22 protein-coding genes are annotated in these 26035 nt (G+C 59.9%); 11 read left to right on the forward strand and 11 right to left on the reverse strand.

Annotated features, from left to right (window positions below; translation table 11 throughout):
- Window positions 1-2 precede the first annotated feature (2 nt).
- The 3 genes from ASF66_RS02775 to ASF66_RS02785 all read right to left on the reverse strand — a co-directional run bounded on the left by ASF66_RS02775 (window position 3) and on the right by ASF66_RS02785 (window position 3660).
- Window positions 3-1547 carry an ABC transporter substrate-binding protein gene (locus ASF66_RS02775; protein ID WP_056842626.1) on the reverse strand — a complete coding sequence of 515 codons (1545 nt, stop codon included), beginning with the start codon at window positions 1545-1547 and terminating at the stop codon, window positions 3-5.
- The gene (locus tag ASF66_RS02780) at window positions 1540-2466 is read right to left on the reverse strand and encodes a homocysteine S-methyltransferase family protein (RefSeq protein WP_056842627.1); all 927 of its coding nucleotides are present in this window, start codon (window positions 2464-2466) and stop codon (window positions 1540-1542) included. Before ASF66_RS02780 ends, ASF66_RS02775 begins: the two co-directional genes overlap by 8 nt.
- Window positions 2467-2745: 279 nt before the next feature.
- Complete coding sequence (locus tag ASF66_RS02785; protein WP_056842628.1) at window positions 2746-3660, reverse strand: LysR family transcriptional regulator; 915 nt, start codon at window positions 3658-3660, stop codon at window positions 2746-2748.
- Between the two features lie 104 nt (window positions 3661-3764).
- On the opposite strand from ASF66_RS02785, the gene ASF66_RS02790 reads away from it, so the two are divergent.
- A complete protein-coding gene (locus tag ASF66_RS02790; protein ID WP_056842629.1) occupies window positions 3765-4643 on the forward strand; it encodes an MBL fold metallo-hydrolase in 879 nt (292 codons plus the stop codon).
- Between the two features lie 206 nt (window positions 4644-4849).
- On the forward strand, window positions 4850-5434 hold the full coding sequence (locus ASF66_RS02795; protein ID WP_082484400.1) for an AAA family ATPase: 585 nt from the start codon (window positions 4850-4852) through the stop codon (window positions 5432-5434).
- Here ASF66_RS02795 and ASF66_RS02800 read toward each other — a convergent pair.
- Window positions 5429-6331 (reverse strand): helix-turn-helix domain-containing protein, encoded by a 903-nt coding sequence (locus tag ASF66_RS02800; RefSeq protein WP_056842630.1) that lies wholly within the window; start codon window positions 6329-6331, stop codon window positions 5429-5431. The genes ASF66_RS02795 and ASF66_RS02800 overlap by 6 nt on opposite strands.
- 305 nt (window positions 6332-6636) lie before the next feature.
- Between ASF66_RS02800 and ASF66_RS02805 the strand changes: the two genes are divergently transcribed.
- From ASF66_RS02805 to ASF66_RS02825, 5 genes are all read left to right on the forward strand, one after another.
- A complete protein-coding gene (locus ASF66_RS02805) occupies window positions 6637-7947 on the forward strand; it encodes an ABC transporter substrate-binding protein (protein WP_056842631.1) in 1311 nt (436 codons plus the stop codon).
- Between the two features lie 59 nt (window positions 7948-8006).
- Complete coding sequence (locus ASF66_RS02810; RefSeq protein ID WP_056842632.1) at window positions 8007-8933, forward strand: carbohydrate ABC transporter permease; 927 nt, start codon at window positions 8007-8009, stop codon at window positions 8931-8933.
- Between the two features lie 10 nt (window positions 8934-8943).
- Window positions 8944-9777 carry a carbohydrate ABC transporter permease gene (locus ASF66_RS02815; RefSeq protein WP_056842633.1) on the forward strand — a complete coding sequence of 278 codons (834 nt, stop codon included), beginning with the start codon at window positions 8944-8946 and terminating at the stop codon, window positions 9775-9777.
- 94 nt (window positions 9778-9871) lie between these two features.
- A complete protein-coding gene (locus tag ASF66_RS02820; RefSeq protein ID WP_056842634.1) occupies window positions 9872-10969 on the forward strand; it encodes an ABC transporter ATP-binding protein in 1098 nt (365 codons plus the stop codon).
- A gap of 55 nt (window positions 10970-11024) precedes the next feature.
- Window positions 11025-11798 (forward strand): L-iditol 2-dehydrogenase, encoded by a 774-nt coding sequence (locus ASF66_RS02825; protein WP_056842635.1) that lies wholly within the window; start codon window positions 11025-11027, stop codon window positions 11796-11798.
- Window positions 11799-11872: 74 nt separating this feature from the next.
- On the opposite strand, the gene ASF66_RS02830 is transcribed toward ASF66_RS02825, so the two are convergent.
- Complete coding sequence (locus ASF66_RS02830) at window positions 11873-12973, reverse strand: HlyD family secretion protein (RefSeq protein WP_056842636.1); 1101 nt, start codon at window positions 12971-12973, stop codon at window positions 11873-11875.
- The gene (locus ASF66_RS22630) at window positions 12970-14538 is read right to left on the reverse strand and encodes a hypothetical protein (RefSeq protein WP_056842637.1); all 1569 of its coding nucleotides are present in this window, start codon (window positions 14536-14538) and stop codon (window positions 12970-12972) included. The genes ASF66_RS02830 and ASF66_RS22630 overlap by 4 nt, the downstream gene beginning before the upstream one ends.
- Before the next feature lie 69 nt (window positions 14539-14607).
- Between ASF66_RS22630 and ASF66_RS02840 the strand changes: the two genes are divergently transcribed.
- The 3 genes from ASF66_RS02840 (at window position 14608) to dmeF (ending at window position 18235) form a co-directional block, all read left to right on the forward strand.
- Complete coding sequence (locus tag ASF66_RS02840) at window positions 14608-16896, forward strand: beta-glucosidase (RefSeq protein ID WP_236707038.1); 2289 nt, start codon at window positions 14608-14610, stop codon at window positions 16894-16896.
- Between the two features lie 126 nt (window positions 16897-17022).
- Window positions 17023-17298, forward strand: a complete 276-nt coding sequence (locus tag ASF66_RS02845; RefSeq protein ID WP_056842639.1) for a metal/formaldehyde-sensitive transcriptional repressor — start codon at window positions 17023-17025, stop codon at window positions 17296-17298.
- A 7-nt stretch (window positions 17299-17305) separates the two neighbouring features.
- Complete coding sequence (gene dmeF, locus ASF66_RS02850; protein ID WP_056842640.1) at window positions 17306-18235, forward strand: CDF family Co(II)/Ni(II) efflux transporter DmeF; 930 nt, start codon at window positions 17306-17308, stop codon at window positions 18233-18235.
- A 96-nt stretch (window positions 18236-18331) separates the two neighbouring features.
- Here the strand turns inward: dmeF and ASF66_RS02855 are convergent, their stop codons facing one another.
- The 5 genes from ASF66_RS02855 to ASF66_RS02875 form a co-directional block, all read right to left on the reverse strand.
- Complete coding sequence (locus ASF66_RS02855) at window positions 18332-19129, reverse strand: SDR family oxidoreductase (RefSeq protein WP_056842641.1); 798 nt, start codon at window positions 19127-19129, stop codon at window positions 18332-18334.
- A 77-nt stretch (window positions 19130-19206) separates the two neighbouring features.
- On the reverse strand, window positions 19207-19965 hold the full coding sequence (locus tag ASF66_RS02860) for an alpha/beta fold hydrolase (RefSeq protein WP_056842642.1): 759 nt from the start codon (window positions 19963-19965) through the stop codon (window positions 19207-19209).
- Between the two features lie 101 nt (window positions 19966-20066).
- Complete coding sequence (locus tag ASF66_RS02865) at window positions 20067-22169, reverse strand: putative bifunctional diguanylate cyclase/phosphodiesterase (protein WP_082484402.1); 2103 nt, start codon at window positions 22167-22169, stop codon at window positions 20067-20069.
- A gap of 289 nt (window positions 22170-22458) precedes the next feature.
- Window positions 22459-23553, reverse strand: coding sequence for an NADH:flavin oxidoreductase/NADH oxidase (locus ASF66_RS02870; RefSeq protein WP_056842644.1), 1095 nt, complete (start codon window positions 23551-23553; stop codon window positions 22459-22461).
- A 108-nt stretch (window positions 23554-23661) separates the two neighbouring features.
- A complete protein-coding gene (locus ASF66_RS02875; protein WP_082484404.1) occupies window positions 23662-24633 on the reverse strand; it encodes an AraC family transcriptional regulator in 972 nt (323 codons plus the stop codon).
- 357 nt (window positions 24634-24990) lie between these two features.
- Between ASF66_RS02875 and ASF66_RS02880 the strand changes: the two genes are divergently transcribed.
- Window positions 24991-25959 carry an XdhC family protein gene (locus tag ASF66_RS02880; RefSeq protein ID WP_056842645.1) on the forward strand — a complete coding sequence of 323 codons (969 nt, stop codon included), beginning with the start codon at window positions 24991-24993 and terminating at the stop codon, window positions 25957-25959.
- Window positions 25960-26035 lie beyond the last annotated feature (76 nt).

A 26035-nucleotide genomic window follows, 5' to 3' on the forward strand; every position in this document is an offset into this window, starting at 1 on the left:
GGCTATCCTTCCAGCCAGACTTTTTCGGCGGCGCGGTTGCCGCTCAGCGGCACCCCAGGCACCGATTTGAAGCCCTTCACATTGCTGCGCGTGGCCGCCAGCGCGTCGGCGTACAGCGGGATGACTTCACTGCTCTGATCCACCAGCATCAGCTGGATGTCATGGTAGATCTGGCGGCGCTTGTCTTCATCGGTTTCGCCGCGCGCAGCCTTGACCAGTTGATCGAACGCCGGGACCCGCCACGCCGATTCGTTCCACGGCGCATTGCTGGTGAACACCATGGACAGCAGGGCATCGGCAGTGGGCCGCGCGCCCCAGTTGGAGGTGCAGAATGGCTTCTTCAGCCAGGTATCGGTCCAGAAAGCGTCGTTCGGTACGCGTTCGATGGCCAGGGGAATACCGGCTTTCTGCGCCGACTGCTGATACAACTGAGCGGCATCCACCGCCCCCGGAAAACCCGCGTCTGCCGCGTGCAGCGTGAGCGGTCCGGCGAAGCCCGCCTTTTGCCAGTGAAAGCGGGCGCGATCGGGATCGTAGGGACGCTGCGGAATGTCCTTGGCGAAATACCGGTTCGAGGGGAAGACCGGGTTGTCGTTGCCCACCGAGCCATAACCGCCCAGCACCGTGTCGATCAGTTGTTGCCGATCCACGGCGTACTTGAGCGCCAGTCGCCCATCAAGGGAATCGAACGGCGCGACATTGGCCAAACCCGGCAGCGTGAAGATCTGGCTGTCCTTGTCGCGGATCAGCTGGATCGACGGCATCTTTTCGATGCGGCCGACAATGCGTGGGTTGACTCGATTGATGATCTGCACCGAACCGCTGACCAGCGCCGCCACCCTTGCGGTCGAATCATTCATGGCCAGGGTTTCGACCGAATCGACGTGGCCGCGGGAAGGGTTCCAGTGATTGGGGTTGCGCTTGACCAGCATGCGCACGCCTGGCTGGAAGTTTTCCAGGATGAAGGCCCCGGTACCGATGGCTTTTTCGAAAGGTTCGTTTTCGGCAGTGATCACGAAATGGACCGCCGAAAGCAATGCGATGAACTCGACGTTCGGATCTGCCAGCGTGATGGTGACTTCGTGCTCGGCGCTGGCCCGCAGGTCCGTGACCGGCTCCAGATACACCTTGACCGGCGACGACGATTTCTCGTCGCGGTGGTGATTGAGCGACCATACGACGTCCTTTGCGCTCAACGACCGGCCGTCATGGAATTGCACGCCTTTACGGATGTTCAACACCCACTTGCGACCACCGTCGGCGCTGGACCATGATTCGGCGAGTGAAGGAACGATGGCTCCGGTGTCATCGACTTCTACCAGCGCGTTGAACAGCTGGCTGCCGGTGACGTACATCCAGCTTTCGAACCAGAAGGCAGGGTCGAGGCGGTCGGTGGTGGAGGCGTTGTCCAACCCGACCACCAGATGCCCGCCTTTTTTCGGTTCCAGGCTGTCCTGTGCGAAGCCTCGCAAAGGCCAGACAGACGCCATCGCCGCCGTCATGGCCGCCGCGCCGGTGCCCTTGATGAAAGAACGACGATCAAACATGCAAGGCATCCTGTGCAGCGGGGGCAAGGTCAGCGTCGGCCAGGGCGGTCGACAGCGCGTGAATGTGTTCCGGGCCGATGCCACAGCAGCCGCCGACGATACTTGCCCCTTGGGCGACCCACTCCTGAGCCCAACGAAGATAGTTGCCTGGCTCGGTGTCCCGCCGCATCGCACTGAGGCCGACGTTGGCCCCACGTTTCTGATCCGAAGGTTCGAAGGCATTGGCATAGATGCCCAGCGCGGAATTGTTCTGGGCGCTGGCTTCGAGCAGGGCCGCACTCATGACTTCGGGCGGGCTGCAATTGAACAGAATGGCCGCCGCGTTCAGCTGCGTCGCAGCCGCTACGGCTGCAGTGATGCTTTCCCCGGAGCGCAGTTGAGCCTTGCCTTGAGCATTGAGTGCATCATCCAGGGTGAAAGAAAACCAGCGTGGACGTGGGTCATCCTTGAGCAGATCGGCGACCAGGCGGACCTCGGCAATGGAACTCTGGGTCTCGGCCAGCCACAGATCGACCTGATCACTCAAGGCATCGATCAGCACCTGAAGAATCCTGGCCGCCTGCACCGGTTCGAACAGATCCGGTCGATACGAGCCCAGCGCGGGAGGCAGCGAACCCGCAACCCGAACGCTCTGCGCGCTGGCATCGGCCGCATCGCGAGCGATGGCACCCGCCAGGCGCGCCAGGGCCGCACCGTCGCGTTCGAAGCGCGCATCGCCGATGTGAAAGGGCACCACGGCGTAGCTGTTGGTCGTGATGATCTGCGCACCGGCCTCGATGAAAGCGTCGTGGGCCTGTCGCACATATTCCGGTGCCTCGATCAACGCCAGTGCCGACCATTCCGGCTGCCGAAACGGTGCGCCATTGCGCGACAACTCACGGCCCATACCGCCGTCGAGAATTTGAAGCTGTTTGGCCATTGTTGGTATCCGAGATCCAGATAAGAAGTAGGTCGGTCCTGCAGCACTGATAGATGAGTGCTGTATTGACGCGTAGGGCGCCGACACAAAGAGCAGCGATAGTGTGTTGAAGCCGCCGCCATACAAGGCGTGCTTAGATTGAATAGAAATATAAATGCTGCTGCAACTTCCGTGGTGGAATAGCGAGCTGAGTTTTAGCTATATATTGAAGTACTGTTTGTTGGGCAACAGTGATTCAACACTTTGCGATGTAGCGGATCATATTGTCGCTATTAACGATTAGCGTGCGACCACTGCGCTATCCCACGCAGGCTCTTCCGGAAACCGTACGACCAGAAAGTCCAGCATCGCGCGCAATACCGCCGATACGTGCCTGCGAGACGCATACACGGCATGAATGCTCAACGTCATGGGCTGGTAGTCGGGCAGCAGGGCGACCAACTCTCCTTTGCGAACAAGGGGCGCTGCCAGGTAGGTCGGCAACAGTGCAACGCCTGACCCACACAAGGCGGCCTGCAAGGTCGTGACGGAGTCGTTGGTGCTGACATTGCCACTGACCGCAACACTGCTGGGCTCGCCGTTGCGGGTGAAATGCCACAGGCTGCTGCCGTGATAGGAATGCGTCAGGCAGTTATGCAGGGAAAGGTCTTCGATCGTTTTAGGCTCAACGTGGGTTTTCAGGTAGCTGGGCGCGGCGCAGACCACCGAGCGGCAGGTGGTCAGGCGCCGAGCGATGAGGTTGGGGTCGAGCTCGTTGGTGATGCGAATCGCCAGATCCACGCGCTCGTCGACCAGATTGACCGTGCGATCGAGCAGTTGCATGTCGATGCGTACCTTGGGGTAGCGTGCGACGAATTCGGTGATGGCCCCAGTGAGCTGGGCCTGTCCGAACGAGGTGCTGGCCGTGATGCGCAGCAGTCCTTCGGGCTCGTCTTCGGGATGAGTCGCGATCGCCCGCATGTCCTCGGCCAGGTCGAGCATTCGTCGGCACAGTGGCAGCATTTGCGCGCCTACAGCGGTCAGGGTCAGGCGCCGCGTTGTGCGGTGCATGAGCCTGGCGCCTGTCCAGTCCTCGAGCTCGGCCAGAAACCTGGAAATCACCGGCCGTGAGAGCCCGAGCTTATCGGCGGCAGCCGTCTGACTGCCGCAGTCCACGACGGTGACGAAGGCTTGCATCGCCAACAACTTATCCATGATTAGGTCTATTTCCTGAAACAAATATGCAGCAAATCTACTGTTTTTCGAGCGATAAATCTCATCTAACCTCCATCCACCTCAACCTTCGAGATGGAATTTCCATGATCCACTTCATCGCACGACGTGTGTTTGCCAGCCTGATCCTGCTGATGGTCGCAGGGGCGGCTCTGGCCGCAGAACCTCTGCGCGTAGAGGTCTACAATCCGGGCGCAGAGGCGATTTTCCCGGTGTCCTCGGTCCTTGTCACCGGCGAGAAAGAGGCCGTTTTGGTCGACGCACAATTTGCCCGGCTGCAGGCCGAAGAACTGGTCAAACGCATCCACCAGAGCGGGAAAACACTGACTGCCATCTACATCAGTCACGGCGATCCCGATTACTACTTTGGCCTGCAAACCATCACCGAAGCCTTTCCCAAGGCAAAAGTGCTAGCGACCGCGCAGACCGTCGCTCACATCAAGCAAACCAAGGACGGCAAGCTGGCCTATTGGGGTCCCCAAATGGGGGACGGTGCTCCAGGCAAACTCATCGTGCCGCAGGTGCTGGAAGGCAGCCGTCTCGAACTGGAAGGTCGACAGCTGCAGATCATCGGCCTGGACGGCCAGCAACCCGAGCGTACCTTCGTCTGGATACCGTCAACCAAAACGGTACTCGGCGGCGTCGTGCTTTCCAACAACATCCACGTCTGGATGGCCGACACACAAAGTGCGAAATCTCACGCCGACTGGCTGGCCACGCTGGCCCATATCGAAAAACTCCAACCTGTGACCGTCATCCCCGGCCACTTTCTGCCCGGTGAACGCAAGGCAATCGACGCGGCACGTTTCACGGCGGACTACATAAAAACTTTCGATGCCGAAACAGTCAAAGCCAAAAACTCGAGCGCATTGGTCGCGGCGATGAAGGCGCATTATCCGGCGTTGGGCGATGAGTCGTCACTGGAACTCAGCGCCAAGGTCGCCAAGGGGGAGCTGAAGTGGTAGTTGGCGAGCGGACCTATTAGCGCCACAGCAAGTTGACCTGGCTGGGTGTGTTTGGCGAAACAAAGTGTGGTTCAGGTGTTGGATATTGGACAGTAGACAGGCGATGCCTCGCCGATTTGATGGGCGTGAGGACGGCATGTTTTTTGTATACGCTTTCTGTACATTAAAACGCAACGTTGTCCCGCTCATGGGAGGCATCATCTTCAATGACACGAACTTTCGCCCTGTCGAGTCTGGCCCATGTCTGTGCGTTCGGATCCGAGGAGCAATTCCATAACACCAACGGCGGCGGCGCCGGTCTTCCAATGGTTATCAATCCCGATGATTTCCTGGAAACCGAGTCTGGCAGGCAGTTCACGCCGGAAAGGAATCGTTGTGCGTGGAAGCTCGCCTATGCGCGCTTGAACGAAGCGCTGTCGAAAGCGGAAAAAGGCACCCATGTTTATCTGGTGATGGGCGCGCAGGGGGCGGGTAAGTCTCGCTGGGTGTCCGAGAATCATGGCCGGTTGGGTGAGCGGGCAGTCGTGTTCGATGCGGCGCTACCTGCGCAGCGGCACCGGGAAAAGCTACTCGCCATTGCCCGCACGCATCAGGTTCCAGTCATCGCCGTCTTCGTGAAGGCTTCCCTGGAGCTTGCCCGAGCCCGGAATGCCCAACGCACTGCTGACAAGCGCGTTCCCGAGGAAGCCTTGCACAGCGTGTTCCAGATGCTCGAACCCCCTACGCAGGAGGAAGGGTTCGCTTGGGTACAGACCATTGAACAAACCGCAAGCTTGCCCGCGGCGCTATAGAGCGTGCCGCCGAGTGCGCCGATAGTCACTGGGCCTCTGGGCCATTTCGTGGCGAAAGTGGCGATTGAAGTTGGAGACATTTTCGTAGCCTACTTCAAAGCAGATTTCCGCCACGGAGAGCTGGGTCTGAACGAGCAGCCGACACGCGCGCTGGATCCGGAGTTTGCGCATCAGGTCGATGAAACCGTGGCCGGTGATCCGTTTGAAGAAGCGCGAGAAGCCTGCCTCGCTCATGCCGACGCGCGCGGCGATGGTCGAGAGGCGCAGATCGGTTGTGAGCTCGTTGATCAGGTAGTCGAATGCCTGATTGATACGCTGCGAACTGCGTGCGTCCAGTGACGGCGAGTAAAAGGCGCTGGCCAATACTCGTACGTCGCGCTTGGGCGCTCTGGCCAATGTGGACAGCAACTTCAGGAACCCAATCAGCCGCTGCAGCCCCTGAGCCTTACCAATGCCCTCCAGCAAGGCGGCCGCTTGCAAGGCAGTGCTGCCGGTAAATTCGATGCCGCGTCGCGCCTGTGCCAACAGGCCGTTCAGCTCTGAAAGTTCAGGCAGCGAGCCACGCAGGTTGAGCAGGGCGGCGCCATCGAACTGCAGGACCACGTCACGGCCGCAGATGCGTTCACCGGGCGCAACGTCGCCCATCCAGTCATGGGGAAGGTCCGGCCCGATCAGGGCCACATGCCCTGCGCCGAAGGGGCCAATGTAGTCACCCGCCAGAAGCTTGCCGTTGCCTGCTCGGATCAGGTGGATTTCATACTCGGGATGATGGTTCCAGCGGGCGAGCTCGTAGGGGTAGTCGTGCTCATACCAGCGGAAACTCTGGTCAGGGCCAGGCAGGATGACCTCGAGATCGGCGGGCCGATGCTCGAACAGGGCAGCGCGGTTATCAGGCATCGAGTGCCCCTTTTTGTTTGTGGTGCGGATCGGGTATAGCGGCTCCAATTCACGCACCATACGCTGAGTCTGCCCTGAGCAGCTAGTCCCTGCATTGCGCCTGTTCGATAGTTTTTTGATCGCACGCGTCGATGGATAGGACGGTCAAAAAAGTATCGAAATGACGTTCGCCATTCGTTTGAGCGGGAATATGGGGGGTGATCTAATCGGCTCGTACAGCGCTGCGGCCACGGCACGATCCGCGCGGCGATGGTCGACAACAACAATAACAGCTCAGGTCGAATCGGCCTGGAGCGGAGAGCCCCATGAAGATTACCCCTGCGCTAATTCTTTCAGCTGGTCTGTCAGTCGCCTTCGCCAGCCATGCTGCCGAGACCCTGACGATCGCGACGGTCAACAACGGCGACATGATCCGCATGCAGCGGTTGTCGAAAATCTTCGAGCAGCAGAATCCCGATATCAAGCTCAACTGGGTCGTTCTCGAAGAGAACGTGCTGCGCCAGCGCCTGACAACCGACATTGCCACCCAGGGTGGCCAGTTCGACGTATTGACCATCGGCACCTACGAGACGCCACTATGGGGGGCCAAGAACTGGCTGGAGCCCATGCAGAATCTGCCGGCCGACTATGATGTCGATGACATCTTCCCTGCGGTCCGCCAGGGTCTTTCGGTCAACGATACCCTCTACGCGTTGCCGTTCTATGGCGAAAGCACCGTCACCTACTACCGCACCGATCTGTTCAAGGCCGCGGGCTTGACCATGCCGGAGAAACCCACCTGGTCGCAACTGGGTGAATTCGCCGCCAAGCTCAATGATCCGTCCAAGGATCAGTACGGCATGTGCCTGCGAGGCAAAGCTGGCTGGGGTGAAAACATGGCATTGCTCAGCACCATGGCCAACGCCTTCGGGGCGCGCTGGTTCAACGAACAATGGCAGCCCGAACTCAATAGCCCAGAGTGGAAAGCCGCGGCGAATTTCTACGTCGATACGCTGAAGAAATACGGCCCTCCCGGCGTATCCAGCAACGGTTTCAACGAAACGCTGGCGTTGTTCAACAGCGGCAAGTGTGCGATCTGGGTGGATGCCAGCGTGGCGGGTTCGTTCACCACCGACAAGGAGCAGAGCAGGGTGGTCGACAGCGTGGGCTTCGCGCCTGCGCCCACCGAGGTCACCGACAAAGGCTCGTCCTGGTTGTACGCCTGGTCGCTGGCCATTCCCGCCACCTCCAAGCACAAGGCGGCCGCCAAGACGTTCGTCACCTGGGCAACTTCCAAAGCCTATATCCAGTTGGTCACCGAGAAGGATGGCATCACCAACGTTCCGCCTGGCACGCGCCTTTCGACCTACAGTGACGCCTACCTGAAGGCGGCCCCATTCGCCGAAGTCACCTTGCAGATGATGAAGCACGCCGATCCTTCCAACCCGTCAGCCAAGCCGGTGCCGTACGTGGGCATCCAGTACGTGGTGATTCCGGAGTTTCAGTCGATCGGCACCTCCGTGGGCAAGCTGTTCAGTGCAGCGCTGACCGGGCAGATGTCGGTGGATCAGGCGCTGGCATCTGCTCAGTCCACTACCGAACGCGAGATGAAGCGCGCGGGCTCCCCCAAGAAATAATCCGCCCACGACACCCGCCGGCCCGACGCCGGCGGTCACCGCCGCACAGGTAAACGCCCATGAACACGTCCCTCGTTCGAGACCAGTCTTTGGTTTCGGCTCCGTCACGCACGCGCCGGCTACGCAATCCAGGCTGGTTTCTGGTATCGCCCTCGGTTGCACTTCTGCTGCTGTGGATGATCGTCCCGCTGACCATGACGGTTTATTTCTCGGTGATCCGGTTCAACCTGCTCAACCCAGGGGAGAACGAATTCGTCGGCCTCGAGAACTTCACCTATTTCGTCACCGACACGGGCTTTCTGCCCGGCGCCCTGAATACACTGGTCCTGGTGGTCAGCGTGCTGCTGATCAGTGTGGTTCTGGGCGTGTTGATCGCCGCGTTGCTTGAAGCCAGTGAGTTCCTCGGACGTGGCATCGTCAGAGTGCTGCTCATTTCACCGTTTTTCATCATGCCCACGGTGGGGTCGCTGGTTTTCAAGAATCTGATCTTTCATCCCGTTTCCGGCGTACTTGCGGCGGTATGGAAGTTTTTTGGCGCGCAACCGGTCGACTGGCTGGCGCACTATCCGCTCTTCTCGATCATCTTGATCGTCGCGTGGCAATGGCTGCCTTTCGCAATCCTGCTGCTGATGACTGCAATGCAGTCGCTTGATCAGGAACAGAAAGAAGCCGCACGGCTGGATGGCGCTGGCCCCGTGGCGATCTTCTGGCACCTCACGTTGCCCCACCTGGCCCGGCCGATTGCGGTGGTCGTCATGATCGAGACGATATTTTTGCTCTCGGTATTCGCCGAGATCTTCACTACCACCAATGGCGGGCCAGGGTTTGCCTCGACCAACCTGGCGTACTTGATCTACAACCAGGCCCTGGTGCAATTCGATGTGGGAATGGCCTCGGCAGGGGGACTCATAGCGGTGGTGATAGCCAACATCGCGGCGATCGTCCTGGTACGCATGATCGGCAAAAACCTGACCGACAACGCTTGAGGACGACGCCATGATGACACTCAAACAATCCCGGCGGCTGCAAAGCATCGTGCTTGGTACCCTGGCCTGGGCCGCAGCCTTGCTGCTGTTCTTTCCGATTTTCTGGATGGTGCTGACCAGTTTCAAGACCGAGATCGACGCCTTCGCCACGCCGCCGCAGTTCATCTTCACCCCGACGCTGGAGAATTACCTGCACATCCAGGAACGCAGTGACTACTTCCACTTCGCCTGGAATTCGGTACTCATTTCCTTCACCGCCACGGCGTTGTGCATGTTGATCGCGGTTCCGGCGGCCTATTCGATGGCGTTCTACGAGACCAAACGCACCAAGCAGACACTGCTGTGGATGCTGTCGACCAAGATGCTGCCGCCCGTGGGTGTACTGATGCCTATCTACCTGCTGGCCAAAGGCGCTGGTCTGCTGGACTCGCGGCTGGCACTGATCGTGATCTACACCCTGATCAACCTGCCCATCGTGGTCTGGATGGTCTACACGTACTTCAAGGACATCCCGCGGGAAATCCTGGAAGCTGCGAGGTTGGACGGCGCGACGTTGCGGCAGGAAATGGTGCGCGTGCTGCTGCCCATCAGCAAGGGCGGTCTGGCTTCGACCATGCTGCTGTCGTTGATCCTGTGCTGGAACGAGGCGTTTTGGTCGCTCAACCTGACGAGCTCCAGCGCTGCGCCGCTTACCGCCCTCATAGCTTCCTATTCAAGCCCAGAAGGTTTGTTCTGGGCGAAGCTGTCCGCTGTCTCCACCTTGGCCTGCGCGCCGATTCTCATATTCGGCTGGATCAGCCAGAAGCAACTGGTGCGCGGCCTGTCCTTCGGTGCAGTCAAGTGACCCATACATCATTGTGCGACGCCCCCCTGTGGGAGCGGGTTCTACCCGCGAAGACGCCCGCTCGAACACCATCTCCTTCCAAAGGACCACACCCATGGCCACTCTGAAAATAAAGAACCTGAAAAAGGGCTTCGAAGGTCTGCAGATCATCAAGGGCATCGACCTGGAAGTGCACGACCGCGAATTCTTGGTGTTCGTCGGCCCGTCGGGCTGCGGCAAGTCGACCCTGCTGCGTCTGATCGCCGGGCTCGAAGAGGTGAGCAGCGGCACCCTCGAGCTGGACGGCCGCGACATCACCGAAGTACCACCGGCCAAGCGCGACCTGGCGATGGTGTTCCAGACCTACGCCCTGTATCCGCACATGACCGTGCGCAAGAACCTGTCGTTCGCGCTGGACCTGGCGGGTGAGAAGAAGCCCGACGTCGAGCGCAAGGTCGCCGAGGCTGCCCGAATTCTCGAACTCGGAGCGCTGCTCGATCGCAAGCCCAAGCAGCTCTCGGGGGGACAGCGTCAGCGTGTGGCCATCGGGCGGGCCATCGTCCGCAACCCGAAGATCTTCCTGTTCGACGAGCCGCTATCCAACCTCGATGCCGCGCTGCGTGTGCAGACCCGCCTGGAGTTGGCCCGGCTGCACAAGGAACTGCAAGCGACCATGATCTACGTGACCCATGACCAGGTCGAGGCCATGACCCTGGCGACCAAGGTCGTGGTGTTGAACGGCGGGCGGATCGAGCAGATCGGCTCGCCTCTGGAGCTCTACCATCATCCGGCCAACCTGTTCGTCGCAGGCTTTCTCGGAACGCCCAAGATGGGTTTTCTGCAAGCCCGTGTGACGGCCGTTCAGCCCACTGGCGTGGAGGTCGAATTCACTGCCGGCGCCAGGCTGCTGATACCCCGTGCAAGCGGTGCGCTGTCCGTCGGCCAGGCCGTGACCATCGGCATACGACCTGAACATCTGAGCCTGGGCGAGCAAGGCCATGTGCCGGTGACTACAGATGTCACCGAACGTCTGGGCAGTGACACCTTCTGCCACGTCAACATCGCCTTCGGGGAAAGCCTGACGGTACGTGTCCAGGGAGACTGCGAGGTGCCCTACGGCGCTGCGCGTTACCTGACCCTCGATGTTGCCCACTGCCACGTGTTCGATGACAGCGGCCTGGCCGTAGCGCCTGCTGCATCGCGAGCCGCATGAATTCCAACAGGCGCGCTCGTTGAAACCACGCGCCCCGCACCTCAAGGTAGACCTAATGAAACGTCTCGAAGGAAAAAGCGCCCTGATTACCGGTTCGGCACGGGGCATCGGCCGTACATTCGCCCAAGCGTACATTCGCGAAGGTGCCACGGTCGCGATCGCCGACATCGATCTGGAACGTGCCCGGGCGACCGCTGCCGAACTGGGACCGCAGGCGTATGCGGTTGAAATGGATGTCACCGACCAGGCATCCATCGATGCCGCCATGGCGGCGGTGGTCACGCAGGTCGGCAAGCTGGACATCCTGGTGAACAACGCGGCGCTGTTCGATCTGGCGCCGATCACCGAGATCACAAGGGCCAGCTACGACAAGCTGTTTGCCATCAATGTCAGCGGCACGTTGTTCACGCTCCAGGCCGCCGCCAAGCAGATGATCGCGCAGGGGCATGGCGGCAAGATCATCAATATGGCCAGCCAGGCCGGTCGCCGAGGTGAGGCGTTGGTGGGTGTCTACTGCGCGACCAAGGCGGCGGTGATCAGCCTGACCCAGTCGGCAGGACTCAACCTCATCAAAGACAAGATCAACGTCAATGCCATCGCCCCCGGAGTCGTGGACGGCGAGCATTGGGATGGTGTCGATGCCTTGTTCGCCAAGCACGAGAACCGTCCTCTGGGCGAGAAGAAACGCCTGGTTGGCCTCGAAGTTCCCTTCGGCCGAATGGGCACGGCCGAAGACCTGGTCGGGATGGCGGTATTCCTGGCTGGCCCGGAGAGCGATTACATCGTTGCGCAAACCTACAACGTCGACGGTGGCAACTGGATGAGTTGACTGCTGCGCAGGAGCCAGCGTCTGTCCGGGGCCTAATCCTGCGCGCCGAATATCCGGTGCGCATGATCTTAGGGTCATTCGCTGCTATCGGTATCCACCCTTATCTCCACCGACATACCCGGCCGCAGGCGCTCGAACAGCGGCTGATCACGATCGATGGCGATGCGCACGCCCAGGCGCTGGGGCACCTTGACGAAGTTACCGGTGCCGTTGTCGGCGGTCATTGCCGAGAATTCCAGGCCGGTGGCCGGTGCCATCCGCTCAACGATGCCGCTGAACGTCGTGCCGGGGAGGGCATCGACCTCGAAATGCGCGGTCTGGCCGAGGGTGATGCCATGGGTCTGCGCTTCCTTGTAATCGGCAATTACCCAGCGGTCCGTTTCGACCAGGCTGAACAATGCAGTGCCGGCGCCGACGTAGCGGCCGACATGGGATTCGACACGGCCGAGCTGACCGTCGGCCGGCGCCACGATTCGTGTCCTGGAGAGTTGTATCCGGGCCGAGTCCAGCGCCGCTTTGGCCTGCTGCACTTTGGCATTCAACCCCTGTGCCGCCACCTCTTGGGTACGCACGTCGGCGCGCGCCACCTTGATATTGGCCTGCGCTTCGGCAAGCGCGCCTTTGGCACTGCGCAACGCCGCCAGCGCGGTGTCCCTCTCCTGGATGGACACCGCACCTTCCTTGACCAGCGCTTCGCTACGGGCGTAATCCCCTTGGGCGCGAAGCAATTCTGCATTGGCGGTGCCGAGCGCGGCCTGGCGTGCGCTCAAGGTTGCCACGGCGGACGCTTGAGACTGGGCGTTGTTGGCCAGGTCGCTCTTGGCGGCGTCGAGGTCGGCGACCGCCTGCTCGACACTGGCGGCGTAACTGGCAGGGTCGATCTGCGCCAGCAGCTGGCCTTCGTGGACGGTTTCATAGTCCTTGACCAGCACGTTGGTGAGGTGCCCGGAGACCTCCGGAGCCAGAGTCGTGACATAGCCACGCACGTAAGCGTTATCGGTATAGGGACCGTCATCGCTGAAGGGAAAGAAACGCCATATATAAAGCACCAACGTCACCGCCAGCAACGCAACCAGGGCAATTGCACCGAGCTGGATCAGGCTGGGCTTGGCAGGCTTCCAGGTATCGTCGGACGACTCGGACGGTGACGATTCGGAAGGAGAGTCCTTGCTCACGTGGGTTTCCTCTTTGGATGGCGATTGGAGTAGCTGGAATAAGCGGCGGCCGCCAGCACCACCAGTGTGGCGGCCAGTGCAATCACCAATACCAGGCGAAAGCTGTTCAGGTAGCCGATCACACTGGCCTGGCGGCTCACCTCGCTGGTCAGCGTGGAAAGCGCTGACGGATCGACGCGCGGATCGGTTGCGCTCAGGCGATTGGCATAACCGGAGATCGCATAACGTTGCGTTGCGTACTGGACGCTGTTCAGCAGGGCCGAGCCAATCACACTGCCCAGGTTCTGTGTGGCGGCGAAGATCAACACGGTCGGCACCAGTACCTGCGGACCCTGCTTCAGCACTTGCGAGACGCTGTAGAGCAGCGCCGGGCCGACGAACAGCGTGGCACCGAAGCCGATCAGGCACTGGGACACGATCAGATCCTGCGGGCGAACCGAGCCGTTGCTGAAGCACGCCAGCAGCGCGCCCATGGCAATGCAGCCCAGCGCGGCGACCATTTGATACAGCAACGAACGCGGGTTCAACGTCGCCAGCATGATCACGATGCCTGCCAGCATCGCCACGGACACCCAGGCAAACAGGGCATGGTACTGATCGTTGTTGAGGCTGCGCAGTGCGAACAAGCCAGGCACGCTAGTGGTCTGCACGGCCAGCGAGACACGTTCCAGCAGCGCGATACCCATGAACGTGCAGATATGGCGATTGCTCAGCCAGCCGATGTCGATCTCGGGACGCTTGCGGCACGCCTCGACCAGCAAGGCTGCACCGATGGTCAATACAGCGCCCAGCATCAGCTCGCCAACGAATGGTGCGTCGTTCCACCAATAGGTGGACGCGGTAGCCAGCGCACATCCCAACATGACGGCGCCACACGCCACGAACACGCCCGTGATCAGGTCTACCCACTCGAAGGTCTTGATGCGGTAGGTAGGTGGTAGTGGATTCAGGGCCAGGATTACGATCTGCAGGACAGGTATCAGCAGCACCAACAGACGCAGAGTGGTGTTGCCGTCGGCAATGAGGAAGTCGACCGGCACCAGGCGCGCCAGTGGCTGAGCCAACTGGACACAGGCGATGGGCGTCGCCACCGCCAGAATCCGTTTGCTCTGGGGCAGCGCCGACATGAGGTAATAGACACTTGAAGCCACCGCCGTCGAGGTGGCCAGACCGTTCGCAGCGCGGGACAGTATCGCGGTGGTCAGATTGGCGAACAGCACATCCGCCGCCGCGGCCAGCGCGTAGAGCCCAAGGGCGCCGAACAGCATGAGCGGCAACCCGAACTGCTGTCGCCCCTTGATCACGAACAGGTTGCTGCAGGCACCCACGCCGACGAACACCCCGGTGAGCCAGACCATCTCGGCCGAATACGCCGAATAGCCGCCGGCCAGTTGCGCCAGATTTTCGGTGATCAAGCTGTTGCCGAACGTGCCTGACAGGCTCATCAGGAGCGCAACGATTACATAGGCCACCCGACGGCCAAGGGTGTGCAGCGGAAGATAGGGCGCACCGGCAACGTTCGGGCGCTGGTCCTCGGTGAAATGGTAAGCGTGGTCAGTGGACATGCAGGTGGGCTTCGGGAACTTGAACGATCTGAACTTTGGTTCAGCTGAAGCGATTTAGTTCGAGGCGGTGTGGCGGCCGGTGCGCGGCGGAACGTCGCGTGCCTTGAACTGGCTGAAACGGTTCTTCCCGACAGGGGTCACTTTGATAACCGGCAATTCGGAATCCGCCTTATGAAAAGTACACCGCAGAACAGTTTGCACCCTGCCATCTTTGTCGATGCTCAAACCCTGCGTGCGCAGGCTCAGCTTCTGGTCGCCGAAATGAGTGAGGACGAGAAGTTTTCCTGGCTGTCCGGCCCGATGGCCATTCCCGTCGGGGACACGCAGAAGCCTGCAGGTGCCATTGGCTCCGCCGCTTATTACCCAGCCATCCCGCGCCTGGGCATTCCGGCCTTACAGCAGGCTGACGCGAGCCTTGGCATAAGCAACGTCGGTAACGTGCGTCCGGGCGATCACGCCACCGGCTTGCCCAGTTCATTGGCCTTGGGTGCGTCTTTCAACACCCGGTTGGCCTATGAAAGCGGCGCTCTGGTCGGTCGCGAAGCGCGCGCGAAAGGATTCAACGTGCAATTGGCGGGCGGCATCAATCTGATCCGTGAGCCACGCTGCGGCCGAAACTTCGAATACGTTTCCGAGGATCCACTGCTCTCCGGTGTAATGGGAGGCCATTCGGTCGCCGGCATCCAGGCGCAGGGCGTGGTGTCCACGGTGAAGCATTTCATCGCCAACGGGCAGGAGACTGGGCGAGTGATGGTCAGCTCCAATCTGTCGGAGCCTGCCATGCGCGAATCGGACCTTCTTGCGTTCCAGATCGCCATCGAGTTGGGCAACCCCGGCGCGGTGATGCCGGGGTACAACCTGATCAACGGCGACTACGCGTCGGAGAACGAGTTTCTCATCAATCATGTGCTCAAGGGTCAGTGGCGTTACCCAGGCTGGGTGATGTCCGACTGGGGTGCGACCCATTCAACGGTCAAGGCCGCGCTGGCCGGACTCGACGTGCAATCGGGCGCCAACCTGGACGACCAGGAGTATTTCGGCCAGGCCCTGCGCGACGCAGTCAAAGACGGCCGGGTGCCGCAATCGCGTATCGACGACATGGTCACCCGGATCCTCACCAGCCTGCTGGCAGTGGGAATCCTCGATCAGGACGAGACCGAGCCGAAGCCTCAGCCGATCGATTTCAGCGCTCACAAGCTGATCGCACAACGTCAGGCTGAGGAGGGCATCGTACTGCTGAAGAACGATGCAGGGTGGTTGCCGATCCCGCTGAAGCGCAAACGGATACTGGTCGTCGGTGAGCACGCTGACCATGGTGTGCTCTGTGGTGGCGGATCTTCGGCGGTCACGCCGCTGGGCAGCCTTAAGAAGGAAGGCACCACGATCATGGGTGTCGGTGTGGACAAGGTCTATCAACCTGCTCCTTTGGTCGCCGCCATCGCCGAGGAAAGTTCAGCCGAGGAGGTGACCTTCCTCGACGGCAGCGACATCGATCTGGCGGTGTTCGAGGCCGGCCGCAGCGAGGTGGTGATCGTGTTCGCTCAGGAGTGGCGTTCCGAAGGCCTGGATGCCGTAGGCCTCGGTCTGCCGGGTAACCAGGACGCGCTGATTGGCGCGGTCGCAGCGGCAAACAGAGCTACCGTCGTGGTCATTCAATCCGGCGGCCCGGTGCTCATGCCCTGGAAAGATGAGGTGGGTGCGATTCTAGCGGCGTGGTACCCAGGTTCAGGCGCCGCGGCTGCCATCGCCGGAGTGCTGTTCGGCAGGGTCAATCCATCCGGCCATCTGCCGCTGACCTTCCCAGCCAGCGAAGCCCAACTGCCCAGACCCGAGCAGATAGACCCCGAAACCACCACCTCCAACCCCGGTATGCCGCGCAAAGGCGGCATCATCCCGATCGATTACGACATTGAAGGTTCGGACGTCGGCTATCGCTGGTTCGCGCGCGAGCGGCTCAAGCCATTGTTCCCATTCGGGTTTGGGTTGTCCTATACCCAGTATGAGATTTCCGGCCTGAACGTGGCGTACGGGGAGCACATCAAGACATCTGTGCAGGTCATGAACAGCGGCAAGCGGGCGGGCAAGTTGGTCGTCCAGTGCTACGTGGCCAAGCTGGGCGAAGAGGGTTTCGTTCGCAGGCTGGCAGGCTTCGCCAAAGTCGACCTGGATGCCGGGCAGCACAGTATTGCCGAGCTGGAACTGGAGCCTCGGGTGTTCGCCAGGTACCAGGACGGACCTGATGGAGGTTGCTTCAAGATAGGCAAAGGTACTTATCGGGTGTGGGCTGCACAGCATGCCGAGGCAGAGGATGCCTATCAGGATATTGAGCTGGACGAGGACCGTTTCATCGCGCCATGAGGCGTGGCAGCGTTGACACAAACCGCCTTGAACAGGCGGTTTCTGTTGACGTCTATAGACACAGACTTGCGATCACGGATGCCACAGCGCATGATGCCTCCCACTATAGGGTAGGGGGGGTAGGGTATGGCACACACCAAAGCGGCGAAAGAACAGTTGCTCAAACGGGTCAAACGTATCGCCGGCCAGGTCCAGGCCATCGAACGGGCACTCGAGGACGACGCCGAGTGTGCCAAGACCCTTCATTTGGTGGCAGCCACCCGTGGTGCTATGAACGGCTTGCTTGACGTAATCCTCGAGGACCATGCCTGGGAACACGTCGCCAAGCCTGGCTTGAGCGATGAAGAACGAGCCAAAGGCACCGAGGAACTGCTCGAAGCCGTTCGCCGCTATGGGAAATGACATCGCCATGACCAATGCCTCGCTCCAGCACAGCCACAGCCATGACTTCCTCGGCGTTGACCATGATCACAACGCTCGGCGTACGCTATGGGTTGTGGCACTCACCGTGGTCATGATGATCGGCGAAATCGCGGCGGGCTACGTCACCGGTTCGATGGCATTGCTTGCCGACGGCTTCCATATGGCCACCCATGCAGCTGCATTGGGAATATCCGCGGCAGCCTACGGATTTGCACGCAAACATGCGGCCAACGATGCCTTCAGTTTCGGCACGGGCAAGGTAGGGGATCTAGGTGGGTTCGCCTCAGCGCTCGTCCTGGGTCTGGTTTCGGCGGGTATCGGCGTCGAGTCGGTCATGCGCCTGTTCCAACAGACGTCGGTTCAGTTTGGCACCGCGACGCTTATTGCGGTTGTCGGCTTGATCGTCAATATCATCAGTGCGCTACTGCTATCGGCCGGCGGTCACAGCCATGGTCATGGCCATGGTCACGATGATCATCATCACCACGAACCGGCCCATGGTACGGACAACAACCTGCGCTCGGCTTACGTGCACGTCATGGCTGATGCAGTCACGTCGGTGCTGGCCATCGCTGCATTGCTGGCCGGCAAGTTCCTGGGTTGGGTATGGCTTGACCCATTGATCGGTCTGGTAGGTGCCGTGGTCATCGCCCGCTGGGCGTATTCATTGATGAGGGACACCGCGGCTGTCCTGCTGGACAGAACAGACGAGCATGTGGCGAAGGAAATTCGCGAACTGCTGCGGGGCGAAGGTATTGAAATCACCGACCTGCACGTCTGGCGGGTCGGTCCGCAGGCGCGAGCGGCGATTGTCAGCGTGCATGGCGATTGTGGACGCTCCGCAGATGACGTCCGAGCCGCCCTGAAGTCTGTGCATGAGATCAGTCACTTGACGGTCGAATATCGACTGAAGTGACAGCTGCGCTGCGCAGATGTCATCGACTTGAATCCATAGCCCGCATGGCGGGCTACCGGATCCGGTCCTGAACGAAAACCAGCGATTTGACCTCGGTCAGTTCTGCAGCGCCTGCACCGACCCACCGTCGACACGAAGGTTACTGCCGTTGATGAAGGACGCGCGTTCAGACACCAGCAGCGCGATGGCGGCGGCCACTTCTTCTGGCTTGCCACGGCGTTTCTGGACGATGCCAGGACGCTCTTCCTCGAGGAAGCTTTCAATGGCTTCTTCGAAGGACACGCCCAGTTCTTCGGCGCGCTTCTTCATCATCCCATCGGTCATGGGTGTCTCGATGAACGCTGGAGCCACGGTATTGCACAGCACGCCGTGAGCGGCTTCCTTGTAGGACAGGTTCTTGATGAACGCACCCAGCGAGGCCTTGGCAGTGTTGTAGACCGCTTCTTCCCAGTACGGCTGTACGGCGTTTTCGGAGGTGATGCAGACGAAGCGTCCCCAGTTGTGTGTACGCATATCAGGGATGGTTGCTCGAGCGACGCGGACGGCAGAGAAGAAGTCCGTGTTCCAGGCTTCCAGGTAGTCCTCGTCCGAGAGCTCCAGCGGATCACCCTTGGCACCCGTGACGCCCGCAGTGTGCACGACGATGTCAATCTTGCCGAACTTGTCTCGACCAGCCTCGACGACGCGCGCCACTTGATCCTGCTGGGTCATGTCGGCGGCCACGAACACGCTGTCGGCTTTCAACCAGGTGTAAGCCTCTTCCAGCTTCTTCTGATCCATGTCACTCAACACCAGTTGCACGCCTTCTTCGTGCAGCTGTCTGGCAGTCGCCAAGCCAACGCCGCCGCTGGCACCGGTAATGAGTGCAACGCGGCCTTTGATTCCCAGATCCATATTCACCTCGTTCAACGATTATGCCGACATGGCGGCGTTCAAATGCATGTTGCAAACCGGGTGTAGCTAGAAGATGGTCATTTGCTGCACTGTTCCTTCGCGAACGTCAGCATCAACTTCGCCAGCGCCTGAGGCGTCTGCATCGGCATCAGATGACCCGCGTTCGGAATGACTTCCAACGTACTGCGCTCAAAGGCCGCCAGCGTGGTCCGGCGCTGCTCTTCGGGCCCCGGTACCTGCTCATCGAGCTCGCCACAAACCAGTAGCACCGGGTAATCGATCGTCCCCAATCGGGCAGTCCAGTCTTCACGACTGCCGTGATCGACCCAGGCGCGCCAGGCATCGAGGTTCAGCCGCTGGGCATCGGCGATGGCGACTTCGCGAATGTCGTCATGCAGACGCAGCGTGCTGGATTCATCGACGAAGGCTTCAGCCTCGGGACGCGTCTTGGCATAAGCGCGCTGCTGGTCTCGGTCGGCATCGCTCATCGGCTGTGGGCCGGGGGGCGAGGGCGCGACCAGTACAAGCCCGCTCAGGTAGTCGGGCCGGCGTGACGCCAGCACCACGGCGACCTTGCCTGTCATCGAATGACCCACCAACACGCAGTTCGTCAGGCCCAGTTCCCGGATGCATTGATCCACGTGCTCGACCATCGCTTCGACGGTATAGCCCTCGACCTGCGCCGCATCGCCGAATCCCGGCGTGTTGATCGCTATGCACTCATGTTCGCCGTCGAGATAGGGAACGGTAGGAAACCAGGTACGGTGAGACCCGCCCAGGTAATGCATCAGCACGAAGGTGGGCGCCCCGTGGCCTTGTCTGCTGTGTGGAAGCATGGATATGACTCGTGAGGGTTTGCCAATTGAGGGGGGCGAAGAAAGCAAAGTTCAGTCGGATTGCGAGGGCACGCCAGAGCAGGAAAATCAGATACGCATTATCAATGGCTGTCGAGAGCCGACGGTATGTCTATGCTGCCGGCGATGAGTAACGTGGTCATCTGGAGTTCGTTGAGTGGCCGGCTGAACAGATAGCCTTGCCCTTCATGACAGCCACTGCGCTGCAAGAAACCGAGTTCCAGGACATCCTCGATACCCTCCGCCACTACACAGTGCTGCAGGCTCGTGCCCATGGCGAGAATCGCGGCGACCACTGCAGCGTTATCTGAGCGCGAATCAACATGTCGAATGAAGGATTGATCAATCTTCAAGACGTCGAACGGCAGTTGAGTGAGATACGCCAGGCTGGAGTAACCGGTGCCAAAGTCATCCAGCGCCAGACTCAGGCCGGCGCTCTTGAGACTCGCCAATACTCGTCGATTGAAGGGCAGGTCGGACATCAGCACGCTTTCGGTCAACTCAAGTTGCAGCGTACCTTGGGCGATCCCCGTTTCCTGGAGAATCGACTGGATGTCATTCACATAACCGGCGTGCGACAACTCGATCGTCGACACGTTGACGGCAATGCAGACATTTTTCAGCCCCTGCTGCTCCCATCGGCGAATTTGCCGACAGGCCGTCTGTACCACCCAGTTACCGATGGGAATGATCAACCTGCTGTCTTCGGCAATAGCGATGAAGCGTGAAGGGGCGATTATGCCCTCGCGCGGATGTGACCAGCGCAACAAGGCCTCCACCCCAGTTATTTGACCTGTACTCAGATCCACTTTGGGTTGGTAATAGAGCATGAACTGGTCAAGCCGCAGGGCATTGCGCAAGTCAGCTTCGATGGCCTGACGCTCCACAACATTGGCATTCATGGTGGGTCGGAAAAACTGATAGCGATTGCGACCTTTCACTTTGGCATCGTAAAGCGCGGTGTCGGCATGCTTGATCAGGTCTTCAACGTTGGAAGCATCGGTGGGGAAAAAGCTGATACCGATACTGGCGGATATATGAAGCGTACTTTGGTTTATCTGATGCCCCGCGTTGATCGCTTCTAAAATTTTCGTGGCAATGACTTCGACGTTATCGTCCACCTGCAGAGCTGGCAGTAACACCACGAACTCATCGCCGCCCTGACGACTTACGGTATCCGAAGCCCGAACGCTGCGGGTCATGGCGGTCGCCACAGCGAACAGAAGTTGGTCGCCTACCGTATGGCCGAGCGAATCGTTGATGTACTTGAAATTGTCGAGGTCGATAAACATCACGGCCAAGCGCTGATTATCGCGCCGCGCGGTGCGGACGGCCTGTTCCAGACGATCCTGGAACAACACTCGATTGGGCAACCGAGTCAGGTAGTCGTGCTCGGCCAAGTAGGTCATTTTCACTTTCATGGCGCGCGCCTCGGAGACGTCATGAAACACTACCACGGCGCCAGTCAGATCACCCCGATCATCAATGATCGGAGCAGCTGAATCTTCGATATCCACTCGGCTGCCATTACGTTTTATCAGTACCGCCCCCGCACTCAGACCCGCTGCCGAACGCTGCTGCATAGCCAATTGCACAGGATGTAGCTCATCTCCAAGCGGGTCGTTGATATCAATGGACATCACTTTGGTGATGGACTGTCCTTTGGCCTCGGTGCTTGACCAGCCAGTCAGCACTTCCGCAGCCGGATTCATGAAGTCGACGTTGCCGTTGGCATCGGCGCCGATCACGCCATCGCTGATGGCATTGAGCGTGACCTCGGCTCGCACCGCGCGCAGCTCCATTTGCCTGAGCAGGCGAAAGCGCAAGATCAGATCGCGAATCAGCTGGACGCCGATACCCTGTTCTTTCGGCTCAGTGGAGCTGAAACCCTGCGCACCCATAGCGACGAAAGCCTCGGCGGCTATGCGCTGTGCTTCCGTTCCACTCATCAAGATGGGTGTGGCCGACACCAATTCATAAAACGCAGCGAATCTCACGAGATCTCTGAATCGTACGCGGGTCATGCTGACGATAATGAGTTCGACCGAATGCTCTTTCAGGTAGGTGACTACCGACGCGGTATTGTCGAAAAAGCTTATCTGCCAGTCTTCGCCGGCATCGCAAAACTGTTGAAGAAATCGAGTGTTTTCTCGAGCTCCACAAAGAATCACTATCGAGATAGTCATGCATCCTTGCCCTGTGACGATTTCAAAAGCATGAAATCAGAAATGCCTGTGCGGCAGGATACGACGCAGGGTGGGACGCACATTTCAACAACATCTCACCTCCCGAGCTAAATAGATAGGCAATTTCAGATTGAGGCTTGGATGAGCGAGCCTTTCGTATTCTCCATGGCGGGGCGCATCACGGTCACAGACATGACACGTGAGATGATGGTCGCAGCAAACGCCTGATTCATTGAAGTCACGAAAAAAAAGCCCCGATACCAACGGTATCAGGGCTTTCGAACCGCACTCAGGCCGACCAGTTCTGCAGCCAGAACGCATAGGGCGTGGGCAGCACCGCTTCGGGTTTCTCTATCCCCAGCTCCCGAGCAGCATGGAAGGGCCAGTGGGGATTGGCCAGTAGCGTACGAGCAAAGAACACCAGGTCCAGCTTGTGCTCACGGACGAAAGCGTCAGCTTCTTTCGGGTCAGTGATCATCCAGCTCGTCGCAACCAGCAGGCCTGTCTCCAGCCGCACGCGTTCAGCGTACGGGACCATGAAGTTGGGGCCCCAAGGTACCGGATCATTGGCGCTGGTGAGGGCCAGCCCTACGTCGACCAGGTCCAACCCCGCTTCCTTTGCCCACTTCAGAAGCTGCAGGGATTCGGAGAACGACTGATGTGTGTTTTCGCCGAATTCGGTCACGCCCAGGCGCATGGTCAACGGCAGATGTTCTGGCCACACCTCCCGCACCGCTTTCAGGGTTTCGAGCAGAAACCGGGCACGGTTTTCCAACGGACCTCCGTACTGATCCTCACGGACGTTCGATTGCGGTGACAGGAACGTTTGCCCGAGAAAGCCGTGTGCGAAGTGCAGTTCAAGCCACTCGAAACCGGCTTGTCGTGCACGAACGGCCGCGTCGACGAAGTCTTGCTGAGTCACCAGGATCTGTTCCTGAGTCAGTTCCGCCGGTACGTAATCCGAGCCAGGCACATAGGGCAGGGCGCTGGGGGCTACCGGTGTCCATGCCTGCGGATCGGAGCGTTCCAGCGGCGCGCCTCCTTCCCAAGGGGGTGTGCAGCCTGCCTTGCGGCCTGCATGCCCGATCTGAATGCCGGGAACGCTGCCGGCCGCCTTGATCGACGCGGCGACGGCTGCAGAACCGGGTACGTGTTCGTTACTCCACAAGCCCGCATCGCCCGGCGTGATTCGACCTTCGGGGGCTACGGCGGTGGCTTCGACGATCACCAGCCCCGCACCGCCACGTGCCAGCATGGCGTAGTGGGCCTGGTGCCATTCATTGAGCAGTCCATCTCGCGCCTGGTACTGGCACATGGGCGAGGCGACGATACGGTTACGCAGAGTGACGCCTTTTACGGCGAGCGGATCGAAAAGTGAGGCCATGACAGGGGCTCCGATAAAGGGGTGGCCCACGTTAAAAGGAAACACGAAATCGGGCTTGCCCTATCCAGGGTCATGATTGCCTAAAACGATTTATTTCGATTCGTGAACTTATTGAACCCGCATGCGCTTGATATCGCGCTGCGGTGGATGGCCGAACAGGCGGCTGTATTCGCGACTGAATTGGGAAGAACTTTCATAGCCCACCAGACCGCCTGCGCTACTGGCATCGATGTTTTCGCTGTACATCAACTGGCGTGCGGCCTGCAGGCGCAGTTGTTTCTGATACTGCAAGGGGCTCATTCCCGTGACGGTACGAAAGTGCTGGCGGAAAGTGGAAGGGCTCATATGGGCAATGGTCGCCAGATCATCCATGCGCAGCGCCTCGCTGTAATGAAGTTTGAGCCAGGCGACGGCTTTGGCGATGTTCTGGCTGGGCGACCCTGCGCTGACCACATGAAGCATATGAGGCCCGTGAGCGCCGTTCATCAGCCTGATGATAATTTCTTCCTTGATCAACGGCGCCAGCGATTTGAGCAGTTCGGGGTGATCAAACAAGGCAATCAGACGTTCGAGCGCCTCCAGCACCCCGCTGTCCAGGTCATTCACGGACAAGGGTTTGAAGGCTTCGTCCTTGAGCCTCTGCGACAACTGCAGCCGCTCGGCGATTTCGACGACCAGCGCATTCTCGAAGGTCAACATCATGCCTAGAAAAGGCTGTGCAACGCTGGCCTGGATGACATTGGAGATCACCGGCATATCGATGCTGGTGACCATCGATTGCCCCGGCCCATAGGTCATCAACTCTTCGCCCACGATCACCTGTTTGCGCCCTTGCACGGTCAGGCCCAGGCCCAGACCGTAGATACAGTGCAGGGGCATGGTGAGTTTATGGCGGCGGTGCAGCGTGAGTCCGGTTACGGGCGTTTCGTGATCACCGTCGCTGCGTGCCCATCGGCTCAGGGCCTGGGCCAGCCTGCGGGTATCGTTGGCCACGAGCGGCTCGGCATTGCCGGAGGAGCTGCTTTGCAGCTCGATAGAATCGGTGGGGTGTTCACGGTGAGCCACAAGCTCTTCCTCCATGCTTGGTCTGGAAAGAGGCTAAAGAAAGCGCCAGAACGCCCTGATTAACGCAGCTGGCTCAAGAGCATCTAAACGGATCAGGCCCACGTTGCACGACTGGGTTTCATCGACGCCAGTATTGCAGGGCAATCGAGGGGCAAATTGCCTGAACAGACGTCTTTATTGCCTATTCCGAGCATAGACCGCAATAGTAAAGCCCGACCCAAAGAGGTGTCCGCTCAGACCCAAGGTCCCAAGGAATAGGCAAGAACCCGCGCAGATCAGGCAATTCTGCGAGGCGACTCGCCGTCATACTAAACCGGGTAATTACGCCCCATTCACCAGGGGATGTTGCCAACACAGCGGACCGTAACCCCCATGAACAGTCTCGACCTCCAAGTCGTCCAGCACGCCCAGCAATGGCTTGAGCAGGGACAATCTGTGTGCCTGTGTACCGTTCTGTCGACCTATGGCTCCGCGCCACGCGGGCCGGGTGCGATGCTGGTTGCCTTGGCAGATGGGCGTTTCTGCGGATCGCTGTCCGGCGGGTGTGTGGAAGATGACTTCCTCGAACGCCTTGGCCGTAACGAATTCGGGCCTGAAAACCAGGTCGTTCGCTATGGGGAAGGGGGTTTGGCGCCGTCTTTGAAACTACCCTGCGGTGGCGTGCTGGACGTCCTGGTTGAGCAGTTCGTCCCCGGCTGCGAGGCACTCGAGCATTTTTCCCTCATGTTGCAGGCGCTCCAGGGCCAGCAGCGGATCATCCGCACGGTTTCTCTAGACACCCTTGACCGGACACTCGACGTCTGCTCTGCACAGGGTTCGACGGTCGAACTGTCCGAGCGGCAAATCACGATTCGCATCGGCGCAGCGCGGCGGCTATTGATAGCGGGGCTCTCGCCCGTCGCAGAGTTCTGCGCAAGCTTTGCCGTGTCTCTGGGTTATGAAGTGATCGTCTGTGACCCCCGCACCGAGCTGCTTGCTGGCTTTGCCCTTGAAGGGGTCAAGGTCATCGAGCAGCTCCCGGCGACTTTCATCGAAAATGGCGGCTGCCACGCCAGTACCGCCGTCGTCGCGCTGACCCACGATCCCCGCCTGGACGACCTGACGCTACTTGAAGCGGTGAGAACGCCGGCGTTCTACATTGGCGCCATGGGCTCGAAGCGCACCAGCGAGAAACGCCTGGAACGCGTGCGCCGCATCGGCGGCCTGGATGATGAGGCGATCGAGCGGATCAGCGCGCCGGTGGGCTTGCGGCTGGGCAGCAAGACCCCGGCGGAAATTGCCTTGGCCGTGATGGCTGACATTGTTCGGGTGGGTAATGGGGTGGCTCGAGGCGCGCTGTGAGTGTTGAGTGCGATGCCTGGAAATCGGGCGGTATCAGGACTTTTCAGCGGCACTCGCAACCCAGTGGTTCTCTGAT

The sequence above is a fragment of the Pseudomonas sp. Leaf129 genome (assembly GCF_001423465.1).
Taxonomy (GTDB): domain Bacteria; phylum Pseudomonadota; class Gammaproteobacteria; order Pseudomonadales; family Pseudomonadaceae; genus Aquipseudomonas; species Aquipseudomonas coleopterorum.